This is a genomic window from Aeoliella fuhlenseeensis, from assembly GCF_052161615.1.
GTDB lineage: Bacteria > Planctomycetota > Planctomycetia > Pirellulales > Lacipirellulaceae > Aeoliella.
Genome location: NZ_CP197417.1, coordinates 3,758,176 through 3,780,594 on the forward strand (window position 1 = coordinate 3,758,176; position 22,419 = coordinate 3,780,594).

The window sequence follows — 22,419 nt, forward strand, 5'->3', positions numbered from 1 at the left end:
CATGTCCACCAACGTCATTGAACTCGATGTCCGTACGGACGAGATGCTCGTCAATATGGGACCGCAGCATCCCAGCACGCATGGCGTGTTGCGGCTAGTGCTGCGAACCGACGGCGAGGTGGTCAGCGAGGTCATGCCGCACATTGGCTACTTGCACCGGTGCGCCGAGAAGATCGGCGAGAATCTCACGCCCCGCCAGTGGATTCCTTACACCGACCGAATGGACTATTTGGCCGGGATGAACATGAATCTCGGCTGGGCCCTAACGGTCGAGAAGCTGCTTAACTACCGCGTCCCCGAAAAGGGCCGCCACCTGCGCGTCGCCATCGCCGAACTCGGTCGCATCGCCAGCCATTTGGTCGGCATGGGGGCTTACGGGCTCGACCTCGGCACGTTTAGCCCGTTCCTGTACGCGTTTCGTGAACGTGAGAAGATCCTCGACCTGTTCGAAGAAACCTGCGGTGCTCGGCTCACCTACAGCTACCTCACCGTGGGCGGCGCGACGGCCGATTTTCCGGCCGGCTGGACCGACAAGTGTTTGGCGTTCCTCGACCAGTTCGTGCCGGTGATCGACGAGTACCACACGCTGCTCACCTCCAATGCCATCTTCATCAAACGGACCACCGGCATCGGCGTGCTTCCGGCGGAGATGGCAATCGACTACGGCTGCAGCGGCGCGGTGCTTCGCGGAAGCGGCGTCGATTGGGACCTTCGTCGCGATGGCGAACCGATTTACACCTCGATGTACGAGGGATACGAATTCGACATCGTCTGCCAGCGTGGCGGAAAGTACCCCAATGCCGATAGCTCCCCCGCAGTGCCGAGCGAGGCAGTGCTCGGCGATTGTTGGCATCGGTTTTACGTCCGCATGCTCGAAGTGGTCCAGGCAATCCGCCTGATCCGCCAGGCGATCGACAAGTACCACGCCGCCGAAGGCGATATCGGCCAACCGATCAAGCTCAACCAGAAGCTCCCCGTCGGCGAGGCGTATCTCGAAACCGAAGCTCCTCGCGGGCAGATGGGCTTCGGTATCGTCAGCGATGGCTCGGCCATTCCGTGGCGCACGCGGGCCCGCAGCAGTTCGTTTTGCAACTTGTCGGTTGCCCCCGAGCTGTGCCGTGGCTGCTTGATTGCCGATGTTCCGGCGATTGTGGGCTCGCTCGACATCGTGATGGGTGAAATTGACCGATAATTTCGCGAGCCAGAGCGGTTCAGCCAATTGGGCAAACCCTCGACACTTGCCAGGGGGTGTGCGATATTCACGGGCAATTCCGCTGTAATCTGCGATTGATTCCGACCCCGGGGCATGGACCGCGACGTGGCTAAGCTGCTCAACCACCTATTCGATTGGCTCGCCGGCTGGTTCGGGGCAGCCGTTGCGCCCGACGCGATGGTGGGCTACGTCGTGGCGGCGGTGATCTACGTCGTGCTGCTGCTTCACGTGGTCGCAGTCGGCGCACTGGTGTTCATTTGGCTGGAGCGAAAAGTCGCCGGCCGCATTCAGGACCGACTCGGTCCGACACGCGTTGGCGGAAAGTTCGGCTGGCTGCAAACGCTCGCCGACGGCCTGAAGCTAATCACCAAGGAAGATCTCATCCCCGGCGACGCCGACCGGATGCTGTTCCGCATCGCCCCGTACATCGGCTTTTGCGCGACTCTCGCCAGCTTCATCGCCATCCCGTTCGCCGGCCGCGATTTCCCCTTCGTTGCCCAGCATCTCAACGTCGCGGTGTTCTTCGTGCTCGCCGTGATCGGGCTCGAAGTGTTCAGCGTCATCCTCGCTGGCTACGCGTCGGCATCGAAGTGGTCGCTGTTCGGCGCGATGCGCGAGGCGGCCCAGGTGGTTAGCTACGAGGTTCCCTTGGGCCTTTGCGTGGTAGTCCCGGTGATGCTTGCCGGCTCGATGGACCTGGTGCACATTGGCGACAAGCAACAGGGCTGGTTCTCCAACTGGTACCTGCTGCACGACCCCTTCACGTTCATTGTGTTTTGGGTCTACTTCACCTGCGCCACGGCGAGCGTCAATCGCGCCCCGTTCGACCTTGCCGAAGCCGAGAGCGAACTGGTCGCCGGCTTCCACACCGAGTACTCCGGTCTGCGGTGGAGCTTCTTCTTCATGTCCGAGTACGGCTCGATGTACGCAGTTAGCTTGCTGGCGGCCATCCTGTTTCTTGGCGGTTGGAACGGTCCCATCCCCGTGGCGAGTTTCTTGGGACTCACCTGGGAAAACGGCGTGGTGTTTGGCTACTTAGGCAACTTCCTCGGTATGCTCAACGTGCTCACCAAGGCTTTTCTCTTGGTCACCGTCATGATGTGGGTTCGCTGGACGTTGCCGCGGCTTCGCATCGATCAAGTGATCACAACCTGCCTCAAGTACTGCACTCCCATCGCGGCGGTGATGTTCCTCGGTGCCGCGATGTGGCAACTCGCCATGCCCGACCGCGTGCTGCTCGGCTTGCTCCGCGCGCCCGCGGCGAATCGCTTGCTCGCCGAACCGCTGCCAGCCGCCGCGGTGTCGCCCGTTCCGCTGCCGCTTCCTGAAGCGAGCGATGCGATTGCTGGGAGCGCGCGGCCATGATCGGCACCAACTTCCTATTCCTGCTGTGTAGCGCGCTCGCCGGCGGTTTCGCCATCGGCGTGGTGTTGTCGAACAACATCGTCCGCATGGCGTTCTACTTGGTGCTGTCGCTCGCCGCGACGTCGGGGCTGTTCTTCCTCGCCGGTGCCGACTTCGTGGGCGCGATGCAATTGATGATCTACGTCGGCGGCACGCTGGTGCTCTTGGTGTTCGGCGTCATGCTCACGGCACGCTCGCAGTTCCTCACCATGCGAACCTCCAGCGGCGAACTCCTCACCGCCCTCATGCTCGGCGCGGCGATGCTGTTTGTCCTGGTGTTCACCGCGTTCAACGTCCCGCAGTGGCAAGCCACCAACCAGCCGATCCTCGAGCCCGGCACTCCGGTTGTCACCGCCACGCCGATTGGCATGGCGCTCGAGGGTTACCGCGTTGACCAACTCGACCAGCCCGACGAGTCGCTACGGCGTGGCATGTCGGGCTACCTGTTTCCGTTCGTTATCGTTTCCGTTCACTTGCTGGTGGTGCTCATCGGGGCGGCTTACCTCGCCCGCGCCCGTCGTCCCATCACCGATCGTTAGTCGTATGCTATTCCCCCTCGCCAACTTGCTCACCCAGCCGCTCAGCGTCGGCCACTACATGGTGGTCGGTGCGGTGCTGTTCGTGTGCGGGGTGATCTGCATGGCGACCAAGCGCAACGCCCTTGGCGTGCTGATGGGAATCGAGCTGGTGCTCAACGGGGCGAATATCAACCTCGTGGCGATGGGCAGCCCTTACCTGCGAAGCGCCGAGCACACGCTCGGGCTCGACGGGCAATTGATGGCGATGTTCGTCATCGTGCTCGCCGCCGCCGAAGCCGCGATCGCGCTCGCCATCGCCCTGAACTTCTATAACAACTACGGCTCGATCGACGTCGACCGCGCGAACAACCTCAAAGGCTGATCTCTACCGCAAGCCGGACTCGCACGAGTTCGGGCCCGCCCCCACCATGAACCTCGCCACTCTCCTACCAACGATTCTCGCCTTCGCCTGGCTTCTGCCACTGGCGGCGTTCGTTGTGGTGTGGCTGGGATTCTCGCTGCCACAAATGGCGGGGAAAGAAGTCAGTGCCCGGGCGCAGCGTTTCGCCGGTTGGCTCGCCACGCTCGCCATTGGCACGAGTTGCGCATTGAGCGTCATCGCGCTTGGTGTCTGGCTAGGTGCTCATCCGGCGATCGAAGCAAACCATGCCCACACGCCCGTCAGCTACTCGGGCATCTACTACGTTTTCGCCTCGTTCGGCGAGCTCGAGCTCAACATCGGTTACTACATCGACGCCCTGACCATCGCCATGTTTGCGATGGTCACGCTCATCAGCACGTGCGTGCACATCTACTCGATGGGCTACATGCACGAAGAGACGCACTACGTCACCGACAACGAAGTGGCGACCAACGCCGGCAACTTCCTCCGCCGCCCTGGTCGCTACGCACGCTTCTACCAGTACCTCTCGCTCTTCTCGTTCAGCATGCTGGGCCTCGTCCTCGCGGGCAACCTGGCGATGGTGTTCATGTTCTGGGAGCTAGTCGGCATCTGCTCCTATTTCCTTATCGGTTTCTACTTCGAGCGCAACAAAGCTTCGACCGCCGCCAACAAAGCGTTCATCATGAACCGCATTGGCGACTTCGGCATGCTCGTCGGACTCATGGCTCTGTGGTCGAGCCTCGGCACGCTTCAGTTTGGCGATACCACAATCACCATTAAGAAGGGCCCCGATTCCGTTCTTGGAACGGTTGAGTTGCCGGGCATGTTCTCGCAGCTTCGCCCCGAGTCCGCCGAGCATCACCTATCGGCAGCCGCGATGGCCACGCCAAACGAGAGTGGCTACCTGCTGCTATTCATCGCGGGCATCGGCATCTTTAGTGGCTGCGTCGGCAAGAGCGCTCAGTTCCCCTTGCAAACATGGCTCCCCGACGCCATGGAGGGTCCAACGCCGGTCTCGGCACTCGTTCACTCGGCCACCATGGTCGCGGCTGGTGTTTTCCTCGTAGGACGTTGCTATCCGATCTTCGTCCCCGAAGCGTTGTTGGTGATCGCCATCGTGGGAGCGATCACTTTAGCGCTCGCAGCGACGATTGCGCTCACGGCAACCGATATCAAACGCGTGCTCGCCTACTCCACCATCAGCCAACTCGGCTACATGATGCTCGCTCTGGGAGTCGGTGGATGGGTGGCGGCCTTATTTCACTTAATCACGCACGCGTTCTTCAAGAGCCTATTGTTCCTCTGCTCCGGGAGCGTCATTCACTCGGTCCACACCGGCGACATGCGGCAGATGGGTGGCCTGAGGCACAAGATGCCGTGGACCGCTTACACGATGCTCATCGGCTGCTTGGCAATCGTCGGCGCAGGTTTCCCCGCATGGGGCATCGGGCTCTCGGGATTCTTCTCGAAGGACGCGATCATCGAGCAGGCTTGGAGTTTCGCGAAGTCGAACCCCACGCCGTCCTACCAACTGCTCGTATGGATTCCGATCGCTGGCGCGCTACTTACCGGATGCTACATGTTCCGCATGTGGTACATGACCTTCGCTGGCACGCCAACCGACGACAATCGGTACGAACACGCCCACGAGTCGCCTCGCTCGATGATTGGCGTGCTGTTGCTGCTTGCCGTGTTTGCGGTGGGAGTTGGTTGGAAGAGTCCCTTCGCTGGTTTCTCAGTTACTTCGCTGCTCGAACAAGCTCGCCCCGTCGGCACACTGGCGACCACGACTGGCGATTGGCTGCCGGCGCTTACGCACCCCAACGAACACCTCAGCCACGACCCCCATATTGCAATGCCCGCCTCGTGGGCCGCTTTCGTCGCGGCGCTCGCGGGTGTGGTGCTCGCCTCGATGATTTATCTATGGCGTTGGCTCCACGCGGACGAGATCGCGCACTCCTTCGCACCGATTTACCGACTGTTCGCTAACGGATGGTGGTTCGATGCCCTCTACAACTGGCTGTTCGTTCGGCCCGTGCTGTGGATCAGTCGAATCGTCGCCGGAATCGATCGCTGGGCGATCGACCCCGCGGTCAACGCATTGGCCTATGGCACTGCCGGGTTCGCGCGCTTGTTCGATTTGCTTGTCGATCGTCGTGGCCTCGACGAATCGATCGACCGCATGGCTCGCGCCACGGGGCATTTTGGGAACTGGATGCGACAGATTCAAACCGGCAGCCTCCGCCAGTACGTGTTGATGATGGTGGTGGGGACGCTTGCCCTGTTCGTCGTGGTAAGCCTTTGCTGGAAATACGCCTTGGCGGGTTAATCCGCCAAACAACATGAAATCGAAATGAACCTCGATAGCCCAATCACTTACCTCAGCCTGCTCACCTTCCTCCCGGCCATCGCCGCGGCGGCCATCGCCCTGTTCGCGTCGCGCGACAATCCGGTGTTGATGAAGCAGTTGACGCTCGCCGTCACCGCCGTGACGTTCCTGCTGTCCCTCGGCATGCTCGTCGGCTGGCCCGGAATCGAGTTCGAAGCGGGCCAAGCGGCCATGCAGCACCAATTCGCCGTGGGCTGGATTCCGACGTTCAACATCTACTACCAGATGGGACTCGACGGCATCAGCTTTCCGCTACTCCTCTTAACAACCTTCATCACGTTTCTCGCGGCCGCCGCGAGCTGGAACATCGAGAAGCACGTCAAAGCCTACTGCGTGCTTTTGCTGTTGCTCGAAACGGGCATGATTGGAGTGTTTCTCGGCCTCGACTTCTTCCTGTTCTACGTGTTTTGGGAAGTGATGCTCCTGCCGATGTACTTCCTCATCGGCGTATGGGGCGGGCCTCGACGCGAGTACGCCGCGATCAAGTTTTTCCTGTATACGCTGTTTGGTAGCGTGCTAATGCTCGTCGCCATCTTGATGCTGTACTTCTCCAGCGACTTGCGGGCTCTCAGCACCACCGACCTCGCCGCCGCCGGCGTACCCGAAGCAGCCGTCGCAGCCATTGCCGAGGCCGACACGCCTCAGCACACGTTTAACATCTTGGCCTTGCAGAAACTGGGACAATCGACCGAGCAGTTCAAGCTGCCACTATGGGGCAAGACCTACGAATGGTGGGCGTTCGTGCTGTTGTTCATCGGCTTCATCATCAAAGTGCCGAGCGTGCCATTCCACACATGGTTACCCGACGCCCACGTCGAAGCACCGACCCCCATTTCGATGATCCTCGCCGGCGTGCTGCTCAAGATGGGTGGCTACGGCATCCTTCGTATTTGCTATCCCATCTGCCCCGAAGCGGCGTTCGACCTAGCGTGGGTCGTCTGCACACTGGGCGTCGTGAGCATGGTTTACGGAGCGTTCGCCGCCCTCGCCCAGAACGATTTCAAACGGCTCGTCGCCTACAGTTCCGTCAGCCACATGGGTTACGTGCTGCTCGGCCTTGGTGTCTGGAGTGCCGCACTCGGCAACGAGTACAATCCCGACTACTGGAAAATGGGCATGAACGGGGCCATGTACCAGATGATCGCCCATGGCATCAGCGCCGCGGGTATGTTCTTCGCCGTGGGCGTGCTCTACGACCGCGTGCACCATCGACGACTTGACCAGTTCGGAGGCATCTTCGGCCGCATGCCGATCTACAGTGGACTCGCCGTGGGCATCTTCTTCGCCGGCATGGGTCTTCCAGGTCTGTGCGGCTTCGTTGGCGAGTTCCTGGTGATACTTTCGGCGTGGAAATACAGCATCCCGCTCGCTGTGATCGCGGCGGCGGTCATCATCCTCACCGCGGCCTACATCCTATGGACGATTCAACGCGTGTACCTAGGTGCCGACTATCGAGGCCCGTATGCCGAAGAGCTCACACCCATCACGGCACGCGAACTATGGATCGCTGGTCCGCTGCTCGCCCTGGCCATCCTGTTCGGCGTTTATCCACGTGCGATTCTTGACTACATGGAACCATCGGTCAGCCAAACCGCCGATAACCTCGCCCCCATGACGCCGGGATTTCAGTTCGACGCCGAGCCGTTGTCGAGCAAAGTTGTTGACGCCCGCTAGTTCCTTCCTCCCTCCCATTATTGTTTCATGTACTTGCTCGTCGAAAGCGTTGTCACCGACACCTTGGGGGTCAGCCTACCGCTGTACCTGCCCGAGCTGGTGCTGTGCGCGACGATGGTGCTACTGCTTCTGTCACGACTGTTCGATCGTTTCGAACGCTTCGATCCGTTCTATCTCGCCATTGTCGGCACCCTGTTCGCGCTCATCACTTCGGCACCGGCCGGCGGATTCGAGTCGCTCGCCACCACGCCACCGGTCGAACTCTTTACCGGCATGCTGGTGTACGATGGACTAACGGTGTTCTTGCGACTGGCACTGCTGCTTTTTGTCTGCCTGGTTCTCTTGCTCATCAAGCTGACGGGCCTCGCACGCCGCGAAGACGGGCAGGACATTTACGTTCTGCTGCTTGGTGCCACGCTCGGTATGCTGATCATGGCGTCGGCCAATCACCTGATGACCGTCTTCCTCGGCGTTGAGATGGCGAGTGTTCCCTCCTACGTGCTGGTCGGCGTCGTAAGAAACAGCCGGCGGGCCAGCGAAGCGTCGCTCAAGTACGCTGTCTACGGAGCCGGCGCGTCGGGCATCATGCTCTACGGCATCAGCCTCATCGCCGGCCTACTCGACACGGCCCACCTACCAACCATCGGCGTGGAACTCGCGAGGCTCGATCTCCCCGGACTAATCGCCTCGGGCCAGCAACTCGGGGTGCTCGGCGCCCTGGTGCTTGGCGGGTTAATGGTGGGCGTCGGCTTGGCGTTCAAGCTTTCCGCCGTCCCGTTCCACTTCTGGTGCCCCGACGCGTTCGAAGGAGCGACGGCCGAAGTCGCCGCGTTCCTGTCTGTCGCCTCGAAGGCCGCTGCACTCGCCCTGCTAATTCGCTTTACGCTCGCCGTGTGTTCGCCCGTTGCCGAGTTGTCCGTCGATCAAGTGGCGAGCGAAGGTGTCCCGCCCATCGCCACGGTAGCCACAACGGCTGAACTCCCTGAGTCACCGGCGCCCGCTCCATTGACGCCCGTTCGAACCTTCATGGCGATACTCGTCGCGGCGATCGCGGCCGTGACTTGCACGTTCGGCAACCTCGCGGCACTAGGGCAAACGAACCTCAAGCGCCTGCTCGCTTATTCGACCATCGCCCACGCGGGTTATATGATGATGCCCGTCGCCGCGCTCGCAACGCTCACAGGCGTGTCGGGTGAACTCGCCAGCAATGCCATCGCCAGCTTACTCATCTACATCGGCATCTACTTGTTCATGAACCTCAGCGCGTTTGCGATTGTTGCTTTCATGAAGAACGCGACGGGTAGCGAAGCGATCGACGACTACGCCGGCCTCATTCGCTCGGCCCCGCCCATCGCTATCTCGATGATCGTCGTGCTCGCGAGCCTGGTGGGCCTCCCGCCTCTCGCGGGATTCCTGGCGAAGTTCGCCGCATTCGCCGTACTGGCCCAAGCGGGTACACCACTCATGTTGACTTTGCTGCTCGTCGCGGCACTCAACACGGTGTTGTCGCTCGTGTACTACTGGCGCGTCGCCAAGGTCATGTGCCTTCGCCCGGAACCGGTCACGCGTGGCCCACTGCAACTAACCTTTTGGCCCACTGCCTACGCCGTGATGGTTACGATTCCGCTGTTCACGATCTTCGTATTTCCTGGGGGTCTAACTGAGCTAGCGCAATCCGCTGCCGAAGGATTGTTGCTGCCGTGAGTACTGCCGTTATGCCCCAACTTGATGCCAACCGCGCCTTGTACGAACTGCTCGCGATCACGCGTGGCTCGTTCCCGCACTACCTTCGCTACGCCCACCCCCACTCGGGTTCGGGCTCGCAGGAGTACCTCGCGGTGCTAAGCGATATCGTCGCCGATCAAGAGATCCTGGCCGACCGGGTCGCCGAGCAACTGGAGCGCCGCGGCAAGCTAGTGCCCAGCGTCGAGTTCCCGATGACGTTCACCGACTCGCACGACCTCGCGCTCGACTACCTGATCGAGCGAGCGATTCGCTACCAACGCCAGGACCTCGCCTCCCTGCATCGATTGTCCGAGTCGCTCGATTGTCACCAATCCATTCGCTCGCTCGTGGACGAAGCGAAGGGAATGGCTCGGGCACACCTTGAGTCGCTGGAAGAGTGTGCGGCGAAGTAGGGTCGGGTCGCTAAGTAAACCACCACGGCCCTTTGAGGCCCCGCTCGCTGGAAGGGTTGTGTTTTGTATTTTGATACGCATGCCCATCTCGATCAGGATGCGTTCGACAGCGATCGAGCTCAAGTGATTGCTCGCGCTCGCGCCGCGGGTGTGGCGGATGTGATCGCGATGGGAGTCACCGCCGACTCCAGTGCCGCGTGCGTGGCGATTGCCCGCGAGTACGAAGGAGTCCACGCCGCGGTCGGCATCCAGCCCAACTACGTCCACGAGGTCGGCCCCGAAGACTGGGATACCATCGTCCGCCTGTCTCGCGAGCCCGGCGTCGTAGCACTGGGCGAGACCGGTCTCGATCGCTACTGGGACTACGCCCCGTTCGACGTGCAACAGGACTACTTCGATCGCCATCTACGGCTATCGCAGCAGTCGGGCTTGCCGTTCATAGTCCACATGCGGGAGTGCGAGGAAGACATCCTCGTCATGCTTCGCGAGGCCGCGGCGCGCGGTCCACTTTCGGGCGTGATGCATTCCTTCACCGGTCCGGCGGAAATGGCGGCCGAGTGCGTTGAACTCGGCTTGCATATCAGCTTCGCGGGCATGGTGACTTACAAGAAGTCGGACGGCCTGCGTGCCGTATCCGCCACGGTGCCGCTCGACAGGTTGCTCATCGAGACCGACTCGCCGTACTTGTCACCGGAGCCGGTTCGCAAGATTCGCCGCAACGAACCCGCTCACGTCGTTTACACGTGCCAGTGTCTGGCCGAGGTTCGTGGCGTCCCGGTCGATGTCGTCGCAGCAGCAACCACCTCGAATGCCCGCCGCCTGTTCAAGCTCGACTGACTAGGGTGCTTTACTGCTCGCAGCGATCACAGCAGTCGCTGTTCGGCCACAGGTTGCATTCGCAGACGAACGCGTACATCGAGTCAAAGAACGTCTCGCGTGTTCGCCGGCATTGCTGACAAGCGTCGGTGTCGCCGCACCCTGGAGCCATCGGATTGCAATCGCAGCATGGCTCGACCGGCACGCCACGAGGATCCACCACGCAGGGTGGTCTCTTGTACGTGTAGCCCGCGAGTCGATTGCCGAGCGTGCAACCCGTGTTGGTCACGAGAGCAAGCAGCAGCAGCCACTCCATTGTCCGCAGTCGAAACATTTGCCCCCACCCTTCTCACGGCCCCGCGAAGTCTCGCCCGGTTGTGCTAACGCAGACGCGGTCCATTCGTCTTCGTCGTAGGCTGCTTGGCGATGTTCATCGGTCGCTGCGGATTCGCTACGTAGCCCTCGGGCGAAACGTAGCTGCTGCCCGCCGAAGGTCCACAGTTGCAAGGAGCATCGGGGTTGGTGTAGGTCGAAGGTCCCGTCCACTGACCACATTGATTGCAAGGATCGCAGCACTGTGGGGGGTCGTTGTACCATTCGCTCCAGTAGATTTCGCCATCGCAGCCCGAGCATCCGGTGCCGCAAAGCGACTTATGCATGCATCCCACGAATCGAGCCCAACGCTCGCCGGCCTTCGCGCGGCAGTTGCGTCCGCACGTTCCGCAGCTAGCGGTGCCACAGCCGCAAGGTTCTGCACAACCACAAGCGGGCTCGCAGCCGCAACCGACTTCGGTGCCACAAGCGGGTTCGCAACCACAGCTTGCTTCGCAGCCGCAAGTTGCTTCGCACCCACATCCCGGCTCGCAGGAGCCACCGCAGGGAGATCCTACGCAGTGTTTGGTGGGGAACTCGTCGCAACCGCACTCGCAACCCTTGAACTTTTGGAACGCGTAGCCGCGACCATTTACTCCGCTGCAGCACGAACCACATCCATCGCCGCAAGCGGCGGCTCCACAGCCAAGGCCACCTGCTCCGCCGAGGTGTGCAGCGCACCCTGTGGATAACATCGCGGCGAGCGATAACAAAACAGCGCAAATCGAGTGGCGGCCGTACATGGCTTTGCCTTTCGCAGACAGATAAGTCGTAAACGTTCCCCCGCGCGTGCGCACGCTTTGCTCACCCTGCGGTCACTTCCTCGGTACTATCGACCTCCCGCAAGCCAGCGGTTGATAAAATCGCTACAATCCTCTGAAAACCCACCCCAGCTTCGCCAGTCTCCATTCTGCTCGCACCATGCCCACTCCTATTCCTCTCGCACGTTTCAATCACGCAGCACTCAACGCCTCGGATGTCGACGCTAGCATTCGTTTTTACACCCAGGTGCTGGGGTTCTACGAAGTGCCGCGGCCGGGGTTTAGCTTTGCTGGCAGTTGGCTTTACAGCGACGGGCTTGGCATGATGCTGCACCTTATTCATGACGAGCGATTCGTCCCCATTGCGACTCGCGACAATACCCGCCGCAGTCATCTGGCGTTTCGGGTAGAGGATATCGACCTCACGCTCGAGCTGCTCGCCCAGCATGACATTCCTGTAATCCAGCGCCGCCTGCCCGACTTTGGATATCGACAGTTATTCCTGCACGACCCCGATGGCAACTTGATCGAGCTCGGGGAATGGCCTGATGTTGAGAACATGGACCTTCGGCCGCTCGAAAATCGTAGCTGAGGCTGGCGGTTGCAAACTGTGCGGAGGAGGCGATAATCGACGGTTCGCCCACCTTTCCCACTTCCCGCCGCCGAGGACCTGATGGACAAGTCCGCCAAAGAATTCCTGATCAACATCCTTGAGACCCCCAGCCCTTCGGGTTACGAAGTTCCCGTGCAGAACATCGTACGCGAGTACGTCGGCACGTTCGCGGACGAAGTTCGAACCGACCTGCATGGCAACGTGATTGCCAGCTGCAATCCCTCGGCGGAGCTGCGCGTGATGTACGCGGGTCACGCGGACCAGATTGGTCTGCTGGTTACTTACATCGACGAAAACGGTTTCATCTACACCAATACCATCGGTGGCTGGGATCCCCAGCAGCTCATCGGCCAGCGGATGACCATCTACACCGCGAATGGTCCGATCCCTGCGATCATTGCTCGTAAGCCGATTCACCTGCTGAACGAGGAAGAGCGGAAGCAGGTCGTCAAGCTGAAGGAGCTGTGGCTCGATGTCGGTGCGAAGGATCAAAAGGAAGCGAAGGAGATCGTCGCGATTGGCGATCCCGTGACGCTTGAGCTCGGCTACCAGGAGATGCGGAACAACATGGCCAACTCGCCGGGCATGGACGACAAGACCGGCTTGTGGGTTTGCGTCGAAGCGGCTCGGCGTGCCAAAGAGCGTGGTGGGCTCAATGTCGCGCTGCATGTGGCCTCGACCGTTCAGGAAGAGATCGGCCTGCGTGGGGCGACCACCAGCACCTACGGCATCGATCCACACGTTGGCGTGGCGGTCGACGTGACCCACGCGACCGACTGCCCCACGATCGAGAAGTTCCAGGAAGGCGAAGTAAAGCTCGGTGGCGGTCCCGTGTGCTACCGTGGTGCTAATATGAATCCTGTAGTCGTCGAGTACATGCGGGCGGCGGGCAAGACGGCGAGCATTCCGCTTCAGTGGGGGGCCCAGGGCCGTGGAACGGGAACCGATGCCAATGCGATGCAGCTCGCACGTGGTGGCGTGGCGACGGGACTCGTCAGCGTTCCAAATCGCTACATGCATAGCGCGGTGGAAATGGTGTCACTCGACGACCTCGACGCGTGTGCCGACCTGCTCGCCGAGTTTGCCTTGAGCATTCCCGCCGACGCCGACTTCACGCCCAGGTAGCGTTCGCTTCCGCCCACGTACAGACTTACTAAGAAACCACTCGAGTAAAGTCGCACCATTGCAATATCGCAATGGGTGCGACTTTATTCGTAGATGGCTTGCTGCAATCGTCGACGTAAGTCACGAGCGCCCAACACCTTACCTCCCTCTTTCCACAGCTCGCCAAAAGAGTAATGTCGCAGGGGCAAACCGCAGGTGCGACTTTACTGGGGGTTAGGGACTGGAGGCTAGGAACTGGGGCCGAAGGAATCTGTCCCTTGGAGAACGTGGTCAAATTGGCAACGGAGATCCTTCAGTCGCTGGCGCTCCCGCAGGATGACACCCCGGGCTGTCGGCGCTAGTCAATCTATCAAATTGTCAAACATCATCTTGCCACAGGGCAAGAACCACTGCAAAAGTGGCACGTGTTCATTGGATCACACGCGCGAGTACTTTCTAGCCACTTTCTGGAAAAAAGTGAAAAAAAAATTCGCAGGGCCTGGAAGTGCTCGCCGGCAGAGGCTTTTGCCAATTTTTGGCGTTCGGCCAAGTTGGGATTTGTCCGGCTACGAGCCTTCGCCAAAGTCGCAACATCTGCAGGCGGGGTGGATCGTTCGGCCTGCTTGAGCGGTGTAACCGGCAGAGCTTAACGATGCTAGCTACGTGCCGTGGAGCCTCGGACCGCTTTCGGATGCGGTGCTTGTGGTGGGGCGTCGATGTTTTAGTTGCGAGTCGCACGCGGTGATCTAGGTGCGATTCGCACGCGGAGGTTCTTACTCACTTACTCACCCTATGATCTTCATGCGCCAGGGATGCGCGCTTTTGCCGCTGATGGCGGTGCTGATGCTCTTGATCGGCGATTGCCACCGGGCGGTTGCCGACGGGCCTGGCACGCTCTTGCAGTGGGGTGGTGGGCCGCCCGTCGAAGGGGGGCCTGACCTCAGTGAGCCCTTAGTGACCGATCGACCGGACTTCACCAACTCCAGCGTCACGGTTGGCATGGGGGTCGTGCAGCTCGAGAGTGGGTACACGTTTACCTACAACGACGATGAGCCGACGACGACGAAGGAGCATTCGTATCCCGAGTTGCTGTTGCGCGTCGGCATGTTCGCCGAGTGGTGCGAACTGCGGCTGGGTTGGAACTATGGCAACTCGGCCGAGTCGGTATTTGGCGCGGGAGATCTCGACCTCGAAGGGGCACAGGATCTTTACCTGGGGACGAAGCTCAGCCTGACGCCGCAGAGTGGCTACTTGCCAGAGACCGGTGTGGTGATTGAAGGCACGCTGCCAACAGGCGCGGGCGGGTTTACGGCGGGCGAGGTGCTCGCGGGTGTGGACTACGTCTACGGCTGGACCGTCAACGACTTCTTCGACATCGGAGGGAGCACGCAGGCCCATCGCGCGATCGATCCCAATAACACCGACTTCTACGTGCAGTTCGCCCAGTCGATTACCACGGGCTACACATGGACGGAGAAGTTCGGCGGCTACGCCGAGTGGTACGTGCTCGCCCCTGCTGGTGCGGTGTCGGCAGAGACCCAGCACTACTTCAACACGGGCGTGACGTACTTGATCACGGACAACATCCAGTGGGACTTCCGCGCGGGCGTGGGGCTGAACGACGCGGCGGACGACATGTTCACGGGGTCCGGGATTTCGTTCCGATGGTATTAGCGCGGGCGGTGCATTGCATGCACCCTACGGGGACGCTGCATGCCTCGTGTTCTCCGATAGTACGTTGCCGCGAAGAGCAACAGACCCACCGAACCTAGGAGTGCCAAGCTCTTTGGTTCGGGGACGGCGGTGGAGAAGCTGAACGGGGCACCTCGATCGCCGAAGGCTTCGGAGAGGAGCCACAGGTCGTTCAGGTCCACGCGGCCGTTGAAGTCCATGTCGCCGCGGAGGAACTTGTCGGCGGTCGACAGGCCCGTGGTCGTGGTGTTGAAGAAGCCGCGGAACAGGTTGATGTCCATGGCGTTCAGCAGGCCATCGTTGTTGAAGTCGCCGGGATCGACGAGGTCGATCAGAGAAACGGTGAGGTTCAGGAAGTTACCAATCGTATCGCTGCCGAGGCCGGTAACGGAGAACTCGAACCACTGGTCCATGTACTGCCATGGCTGCGAGGGAGGAGGCGGGTTGTAGCTGAGGAAGTCGTCCTTCTCACCATTGGCAACATAGATCGACGAGCCGAACTGGATGTCGGAGATCGACTTGCCGACTTCGAGTTCGCGCTCGAGGTTGTTGCGATCGTAGGCGTCTCCCTCGGAGTCGAGGTCGAGGATGGCGTCGTCCAGGTGGAACTGTAAGCCATCGCGGCCAGTGCGGTACTCGAGCGTGATGGTCTGGGTGTAGTTCTCAAACTGCCGAGTGTTGCGATTGAACCGCTCGGCAGGGCGCTGGTAGGTGAGGCCGTAGAGCTTGTCGGCCGCGTACCCATTCTCCACGCCCCAGACGTCTTGGGTGGCGTCGTACACGGGAGTGAGTTGATCGTGGGCGTAGATGCGATACTCGCCGGCACCGCGTGCGTTGAGGTCGGGAACCTGCGTGTTAGTGAGCCAGCGGGTGTTGGTGAGTTTCTCGTGCACGGTCAGATGACCGCGACGAATGTTACCGACTACGTCGAACGGATTGCCATACTCGTCGTTGTGAACGCCATAGGTGGTGACGTGATGGCCGTGCTGCGTGGGGCTGTAAACCTCGTAGCGGGAGTCTTGGCCGTCCCACACGTAGGGGGTGTAGTTGTTCTCGTTGAGATTCCGCAGCGCGCCCGCATGAGGCACCCCGAGTCGATGCCCGAGTTCGTGGTCGCTGACGATCTGCCCCCAGTTGGAGGTGATGTTCTCTTGGTTGGCGACGTTGTTGCCGAACGCGATGCCCGACCAACCCTGCCCCGCGTCGGGCGAAGTGCCGGAGACATCGAAGTACTGGACGTAGGCGCTGTTGATGTTGGCTTGTGGATAGTTGGTGCGGACGTAGTTGCGGGCTTCTTCCCAGGCGTCGCCGACGCGGCGGTGCAGCGTGTTGCCATTCTCGACGACGACCTGAGTGGGAATCACGGTGTCGAGGATGTGAGGAAACTTAAGGTCGAACTGGCCACCGGAGTTGGCGGCATAGAACTGCCGCGTGCGGGTGATGCTAGCCTGGATCTCGGCGATGCGTGCGGCGCTCACCGGAACGTTTGGCTGCGTGGTACCGCGGACGACCATCCACACTCCCTGGCGACGACCGAAGCTGGTACTGGTGTTCGCACCGGGATAAACGGCGGCATCGGCGATCGTGCACGCGGTGATGGTCGCGAGCACCGACAGGGTGCGTACCCAAGAAAAACTCGACGCGCTAAGCATTGGCATCATCTACCTGTCTCGACCGCCAGCCATCGTCAGCAGGAGCGCTGCGAGGGACGAACGGCGATGTCTGTTCCGAGGGAAGGGAGTTCGCCTTCGCGTCGGCAGGTGCCTCGTGGGGCCGACGCGAGCAGAACTGTAGGCGATTCTTGCATTGAAGGGTGTTCTTTGTCTAGGAGATTTCGGCCCCTAAATCACGGTTTGAGGGAAATTTAGTCGCCGGCCGCAATCCTCCTGAAAACTCCTGAAATTCGAAGATTTTCCTTTCCAACTTGCAACCCGGCCGCAGATTGCTACAAAGTGGAGGTACGCGCGGTCCGCAAGTCAGCCGCTTTGGCGCTGCGAATCGGGCGTTCCCCTGCCCTCTCCCGGAACACTAGCACCCCCCTCGACGCCCGCGTCGGTGATGGAGTCGAAGCCGCGGGCTTCGACCCCTAGATCACCGCGCAACTTGAGGCATTCTTTAGGTAGAACTTCATGCATGGTGCGACCCTGCGCATTGCTCCCCCGCTACTTCTGGCCGCCGCTGCGCTGGCCCTATTCGGTTCGAACGCCCAAGCGGTCCTGGTACACAAGTACAACTTCAACTTCGGCACGGCCGAAGATCTAGTTGGTAACGCCGACGGCACGCTCGCCGGCACAGCGGAGATTAGCCCGTTCGGGCGACTTCTACTGAGCGGTGGCGAGCCGCGGAACTCCTACCTGAAGCTCCCCGATGGCATCATGAGCGCGGCCGCCTCGGGTGGAACCGCGGGGACGTTCAGCTTCGAGATGTGGGTGCGTGCCAACACCAATACCAACTGGTCTGCTATTGCGTCGTTTGGCGGGGCGGCGGGGCGGGACGAGACGTACGACGGCGGCGCGAAGGACTACGTGCAATTGATCGCGCAGAACGGCTCGACCAATCGCATGCGTGTAACGACGCACGCCATCAATAACAATACCGAACGGTTCGTCGATGCTGGCTCGGTCCTGTCGACGATCAGTGACCAGCATGTCGCGGTGGTGGTGGATCAGACCGGCCGGCAGCCGGGGTATATGCGGATGTACGTCAACGGCAGCTTGGCCGGCGAGACCGTGATCGCAACGGGCCTGAACTTCTCGACGATGCTGGACAACGACAACTGGCTGGGGCGATCGCAGCACCGCGATTTTAGTTTCGATGGTTCGTTCGACGAGTTCCGCGTTTATAACCACGCCTTAACGGCCGCCGAGGTTACCACGAGCTTCAACATCGGCCCCGACGCTCCCCCCGCGACACCGAGCACGCCGTACTTGGTGGTGGATCGCAGTAGCGGTAGCCTTACCCTACGAGGGGGCACTGCGGCAACACAGCTTGTTGGCTACTCGATCTCATCGGCATTTGGGGCGCTGCTACCTGCCGGGTGGCAACCTATCGCCGGGCGCCTGGATGACTCGTCAACCGGAAACCGGAGTTTCGACACCGACAACGCCTGGACCATCATCTCGCCCACCGGACAGTCAAAACAGTACACCGAGTTCGAGCTGGAAGGTGGCAACGGAGGTTTGCTGGCCGCGGGAGCGCAGTTGCGTATCGGGCGCGGCGGTGCGTGGGTTCGCTCGCCGGTAGAAGATTTGCTCGCGTCCATCAAGCTCGACAATGGCGATGAAATTGAACTGCCGATTCTGTATTCCGGCAACGGCGATCAGCCGTTTCTGCGGAGCGACTTGAACTTCGACGGCGTGGTTAGCCCGCTGGACTGGCCCCGCTTTCGCGATTACTTCCGCATCGAACTCGGAAATCTGAGCCTGCCGCAAGCTTACGGGCGTGGCGACCTGGATGGCGATGGCGACAACGACTACGACGACTTCTTGATCTTCCAAGAGGACTTCGAACTTCACAACGGCAGCGGCTCGTTCGCCCAGATGCTCAGCACTCCGGTGCCCGAGCCATCGTCGTTCGTGCTCCTCACGATGCTAGTAGGAGCCATCGTTATGGCACGGCGGCACTCGTCACGGCGATGGTTCGCGGCTGCCGGCGCGGTGGGCGTCTCGACGATGGCTTTACTCAACGCCACCGAGTGCCAAGCGGTGCTCGTCCACCAGTACACGTTCAACCAACGTGATGCCCGCGATAGTGTGGGCACTGCTCACGGCACGGTGGTCGATCCCGGCGAGGCGACCGCCGTGTTTACGGCTGCCGGCGTTCTCGATCTTTCGGCCAACACGGGGCAGCAGTCTAGCAGTATTACCAACGACGCGTACGTCGACCTTCCCAATGGAATTGTCTCGGCCCTTGGAAACGTCGGCTCGTTCGAAATGTGGGTGACCGTAAAAGAGAATCGTAACTGGGCCGAAATCTTTTCGTTCGGTGCGCCTACGACCGGCATTGAGAACACGTCGACCGGCGGTAGCGGCAAGGGCTACATCACGTTGATTCCGGATACCGGCAACATCGTCAACACGATGTCGGTGCATCATCAAATCCCTGCCGGCGCGCAGTACGAGCTGAATGCTCCTAACGGTCAGATTCTCACTCCCGGAGAGGAGCATCATATTGTCTCCGTGGTCAATAAGCTCGACACCTCGATGGGCCCAGGGGGCACGGCGTCGTTGTTCCTCAATGGCCAATTGGTCAACAAGGGAGCGCTGCCAACGGCTTTCTCGCTTGGCGCTCTGACGGACGTGAACAACTGGCTGGGGCGATCGCAATGGGGTACCGATCCGTTGTTCGATGGTTCGTACAACGAGTTCCGCATTTACGACCACGGACTCACGCAGCAAGAGGTGACGGCAAACTTCCAAGCGGGTCCAACGATGGCCGGCGAGCTAACGTTGTACGTGAATACGATGACGGGCGAAGCGAGCATTCGTAACGAGTCGCTCACGCCCGTAACGTTCAACTACTATGAAGTGGAAAGTGCGACCGGCGCGCTCAGTCCCTTGAACTGGAGTAGCTTGTCCGATCAGGAACAGGACTCGACGGGGACCGGTTTTGGGCAGAGCTGGAACGAAGGGGGTGCTCCGTCCTCGCAGCTGCTCACCGAGCTCTACCTGACTTCGGCCACTCAGCTGCTGCCCGGCGAACAGCTTCCACTGGGCCGGCCCTTCGATCCCGCGGTGCTTGGCGAGGGAATTGATGGCGACCTGCAGTTTTCCTACGCCCGGCCGCGAACGGCCAAGGTCCAGAGCTCGGTCGTCTACTTCAGCAACCCTGTCCTACCGGGCGACTTTAATGACGATGGCACGGTGGATCTCGCCGACTACACGGTATGGCGTGACCACCTCGGCTCAAGCGAGCCGCTCGCCAATGATGGCGAACTGGGTGGTCCCGTGGGCGAAGCTCACTACGCGTTGTGGAAAGAGCACTTCGGCGACTCGATTTCCACGCCGGGCAGCGTCGCCGCGCATCAAGTCCCCGAGACCGCCGGTTGGTTTAGTGGCTTCATGGTCCTGGCGATCATGGGCTCTTGGGGGCAGGCTCGTCGGGCGCGAAGTCGACGATACCCACGTCAATGAACTGCGAGCCCAGCGTTTGGCGGCAGTGCACCGCGATGGTCACCGGTCCTTTCTGGAGCATCTCGATCACGTCGTCCGCCAGGGGCACGTGCGTGTACTCGGTGGTGTAGGCCACCAGCCGGGCGACTTCTTTGCCATTAAGGTAGATCGTGGCGTCCTCGTCGTGATAGACACGCAGCATCGGACGTGACATTGGTTTGCCAGCGACATCCACCGTCCGGCGAATCCAGATATCGTCGGTGGTCCACATCGTTCGCGGCATGGTGTTGGGGACCGCGTCGCCACCGAAACCACCTTCGCCCATCCGCCAATTGGTGTCGTCGAAGTCGGGTTGCTGCCAGCCTTCCATGGGTTGCTGGAACGTGTATCGCCAAGTTTGTGGCTGCTGCTCGGAGGTCGGAACGAGATCGACCAAATCAGGTTTGGCGTTGCTGTAGAGCAACTCGTGCAGCGTCCGCACCGAGTCGGGCAGTTTGCAGACCTCGCGATCGTAGGTCAGGATGCCGGTGACTTCGATCTCGACGTCAGCGATTTGAGTGTAGACGGCGGCGGCGAGCCCTTTGCCCATTAAGTACCGAACTTCGGTGACGAGCTTTCGATATCGCTCGAGCATGTCCTTCTCGTCAAGAACGGGGACGTACCCCCAGTTCTGCTCGGTCCGCCAGAGGTGGCCGGGCGTTTCGAGAGCGAGTCCGCCGAACTCGCCAAGCACCAGCGCGCGAAGTTCTTCGCGCTCGGGAATCGCCGGTCCGGGGTAACGGTGGATGTCATGCACGTCCCCCATGCCGCGATCGGTCCAGCCGCTTGCGTTGTCCACCAGCCGGGTGCTGTCCCATTCGTAGAGCAGCAAACAAATCCGCACCGTGTCCCACTGGCCCCAACCTTCGTTGTAAGGCACCCACATCACGATCGACGGATGGTTGTAGAGCGACGACACCATGCATTGCAGCTCGCGCTCGAAGTTGTCGGCGGACGCCTCGGTGCGCGTGATATCGGGCTCGCTGCCGCCAATGTATTGGTCGCCGCTCGGCATATCCTGCCACACCAGCAGGCCCAGTTTATCGCACCAGTAGTACCAACGCGCGGGCTCGACTTTGACGTGCTTGCGGACCATGTTGAAACCAAGCCGCTTGGCAGTTTCGAGGTCGTACCGCAACGCTTCGTCGGTCGGCGCGGTATAGAGCCCGTCGGGCCACCAGCCCTGATCGAGCACACCGTATTGAAACAAAGGCTTGCCGTTGAGCGCCAGGCGATTGATACCCGCGTCGTCCTGCATCACGGCAATGTCCCGGAGTCCGAAGTAGGACTCGACACGATCGCCCCCCGCGGTGGTCGCGACCAGATCGTACAAGAACGGATCGCTCGGGCTCCAGAGTCTCGGTTCAGGAATTTTGATGACTACCGACTTGCCAATCTTGGTCGTCACCTCGGCGATGTCGCGGCCATCCGTCTTCACGACCAGAGTCACGTCATCGGGCGTGGGTCCGAGGGGAGTGACTTCGATAGTTCCTTCGGCCGCGTTGGGAGTGATCTTGAGCTGGCTAAGGTACGACTCGGGAACGACCTCCATCCACACCGTCTGCCAGATACCCGTAACCGACGTGTACCAAATGCCATGCGGCCGGCGGAGTTGTTTGCCGCGCGGCTGCGGTCCGGCGTCGGTCGGGTCCCATACGGAGATGAGAAGTTCGTTATCCCCCTCGGCAACCATGTCGGTGATGTCGAACTTGAAGGGATCGTACCCGCCCTGGTGACGGCCGACCTTTTTGCCATTCACCCACACGTCGCACTGCCAGTCGACAGCCCCGAAGTGCAGCAGCAGTCGCTCGCCGGACTTCATCGCCGGCCGCTCGAAATTGCGACGATACCAAAGCTGCTCGCCATATCCGACGAACTTCTCGACGCCGCTCAGTTGCGACTCGATGGCAAAGGGCACCAGTATTTTGCCATCGAACGTTTCGGGGCGACGGGCCGTGTCGGGGAGAATGGCGTAGTCCCACTCGCCATTGAGGTTGGTCCAATTCGCGCGACGCAATTGTGGTCGAGGATACTCAGGCAACACGTTTTCGGCGGTGACATCCTTAGCCCAACGTGTGCGCAACATCTCGGGCGAATCGGCCACCGCCGTCGCACCGGTCCCGAATACCATCAGCGCCAGCAAACAAGTCCGCACCCAATGCCGCATAAAAC

Annotated in this window: 17 protein-coding genes; 13 read left to right on the forward strand and 4 right to left on the reverse strand. The window is 60.8% G+C overall.

What is annotated here, in order from left to right; genetic code table 11:
• Position 1 precedes the first annotated feature (1 nt).
• The 9 genes from SH292x_RS14815 to SH292x_RS14855 all read left to right on the forward strand — a co-directional run bounded on the left by SH292x_RS14815 (position 2) and on the right by SH292x_RS14855 (position 10,576).
• The gene (locus SH292x_RS14815) at positions 2–1,192 is read left to right on the forward strand and encodes an NADH-quinone oxidoreductase subunit D (RefSeq protein WP_442481788.1); all 1,191 of its coding nucleotides are present in this window, start codon (positions 2–4) and stop codon (positions 1,190–1,192) included.
• Positions 1,193–1,306: 114 nt separating this feature from the next.
• Complete coding sequence (gene nuoH, locus SH292x_RS14820; RefSeq protein ID WP_442481789.1) at positions 1,307–2,578, forward strand: NADH-quinone oxidoreductase subunit NuoH; 1,272 nt, start codon at positions 1,307–1,309, stop codon at positions 2,576–2,578.
• A complete protein-coding gene (locus SH292x_RS14825) occupies positions 2,575–3,156 on the forward strand; it encodes an NADH-quinone oxidoreductase subunit J family protein (protein ID WP_442481790.1) in 582 nt (193 codons plus the stop codon). The genes nuoH and SH292x_RS14825 overlap by 4 nt, the downstream gene beginning before the upstream one ends.
• Before the next feature lie 4 nt (positions 3,157–3,160).
• Positions 3,161–3,517 carry an NADH-quinone oxidoreductase subunit NuoK gene (nuoK, locus tag SH292x_RS14830; RefSeq protein WP_442481791.1) on the forward strand — a complete coding sequence of 119 codons (357 nt, stop codon included), beginning with the start codon at positions 3,161–3,163 and terminating at the stop codon, positions 3,515–3,517.
• Between the two features lie 46 nt (positions 3,518–3,563).
• Positions 3,564–5,867 (forward strand): NADH-quinone oxidoreductase subunit L, encoded by a 2,304-nt coding sequence (nuoL, locus tag SH292x_RS14835; RefSeq protein ID WP_442481792.1) that lies wholly within the window; start codon positions 3,564–3,566, stop codon positions 5,865–5,867.
• 24 nt (positions 5,868–5,891) lie between these two features.
• Complete coding sequence (locus SH292x_RS14840; protein ID WP_442481793.1) at positions 5,892–7,601, forward strand: complex I subunit 4 family protein; 1,710 nt, start codon at positions 5,892–5,894, stop codon at positions 7,599–7,601.
• Between the two features lie 27 nt (positions 7,602–7,628).
• Complete coding sequence (locus tag SH292x_RS14845) at positions 7,629–9,305, forward strand: NADH-quinone oxidoreductase subunit N (RefSeq protein ID WP_442481794.1); 1,677 nt, start codon at positions 7,629–7,631, stop codon at positions 9,303–9,305.
• Entirely contained in the window at positions 9,302–9,739 is a 438-nt protein-coding gene (locus SH292x_RS14850; protein ID WP_442481795.1) for a hypothetical protein, read from the forward strand. The genes SH292x_RS14845 and SH292x_RS14850 overlap by 4 nt, the downstream gene beginning before the upstream one ends.
• 63 nt (positions 9,740–9,802) lie before the next feature.
• On the forward strand, positions 9,803–10,576 hold the full coding sequence (locus SH292x_RS14855; RefSeq protein WP_442481796.1) for a TatD family hydrolase: 774 nt from the start codon (positions 9,803–9,805) through the stop codon (positions 10,574–10,576).
• 10 nt (positions 10,577–10,586) lie between these two features.
• Here SH292x_RS14855 and SH292x_RS14860 read toward each other — a convergent pair whose 3' ends face one another.
• Together SH292x_RS14860 and SH292x_RS14865 are read right to left on the reverse strand one after the other, a co-directional pair.
• The gene (locus SH292x_RS14860) at positions 10,587–10,889 is read right to left on the reverse strand and encodes a hypothetical protein (RefSeq protein ID WP_442481797.1); all 303 of its coding nucleotides are present in this window, start codon (positions 10,887–10,889) and stop codon (positions 10,587–10,589) included.
• Positions 10,890–10,935: 46 nt separating this feature from the next.
• Entirely contained in the window at positions 10,936–11,214 is a 279-nt protein-coding gene (locus SH292x_RS14865; protein ID WP_442481798.1) for a hypothetical protein, read from the reverse strand.
• A 634-nt stretch (positions 11,215–11,848) separates the two neighbouring features.
• Here SH292x_RS14865 and SH292x_RS14870 point away from each other — a divergent pair.
• The 3 genes from SH292x_RS14870 (at position 11,849) to SH292x_RS14880 (ending at position 15,079) form a co-directional block, all read left to right on the forward strand.
• A complete protein-coding gene (locus tag SH292x_RS14870) occupies positions 11,849–12,280 on the forward strand; it encodes a VOC family protein (protein WP_442481799.1) in 432 nt (143 codons plus the stop codon).
• Positions 12,281–12,361: 81 nt separating this feature from the next.
• Entirely contained in the window at positions 12,362–13,426 is a 1,065-nt protein-coding gene (locus tag SH292x_RS14875) for a M42 family metallopeptidase (RefSeq protein WP_442481800.1), read from the forward strand.
• A gap of 771 nt (positions 13,427–14,197) precedes the next feature.
• Positions 14,198–15,079, forward strand: coding sequence for a transporter (locus SH292x_RS14880; RefSeq protein WP_442481801.1), 882 nt, complete (start codon positions 14,198–14,200; stop codon positions 15,077–15,079).
• Here SH292x_RS14880 and SH292x_RS14885 read toward each other — a convergent pair.
• Entirely contained in the window at positions 15,076–16,758 is a 1,683-nt protein-coding gene (locus tag SH292x_RS14885) for a hypothetical protein (protein WP_442481802.1), read from the reverse strand. The two genes, SH292x_RS14880 and SH292x_RS14885, sit on opposite strands and share 4 nt — an antisense overlap.
• A 468-nt stretch (positions 16,759–17,226) precedes the next feature.
• Here SH292x_RS14885 and SH292x_RS14890 point away from each other — a divergent pair, with 468 nt between their 5' ends.
• Entirely contained in the window at positions 17,227–20,229 is a 3,003-nt protein-coding gene (locus SH292x_RS14890) for a LamG domain-containing protein (RefSeq protein WP_442481803.1), read from the forward strand.
• On the opposite strand, the gene SH292x_RS14895 is transcribed toward SH292x_RS14890, so the two are convergent.
• Entirely contained in the window at positions 20,171–22,414 is a 2,244-nt protein-coding gene (locus tag SH292x_RS14895) for a glycoside hydrolase family 2 protein (protein WP_442481804.1), read from the reverse strand. The two genes, SH292x_RS14890 and SH292x_RS14895, sit on opposite strands and share 59 nt — an antisense overlap.
• Positions 22,415–22,419 lie beyond the last annotated feature (5 nt).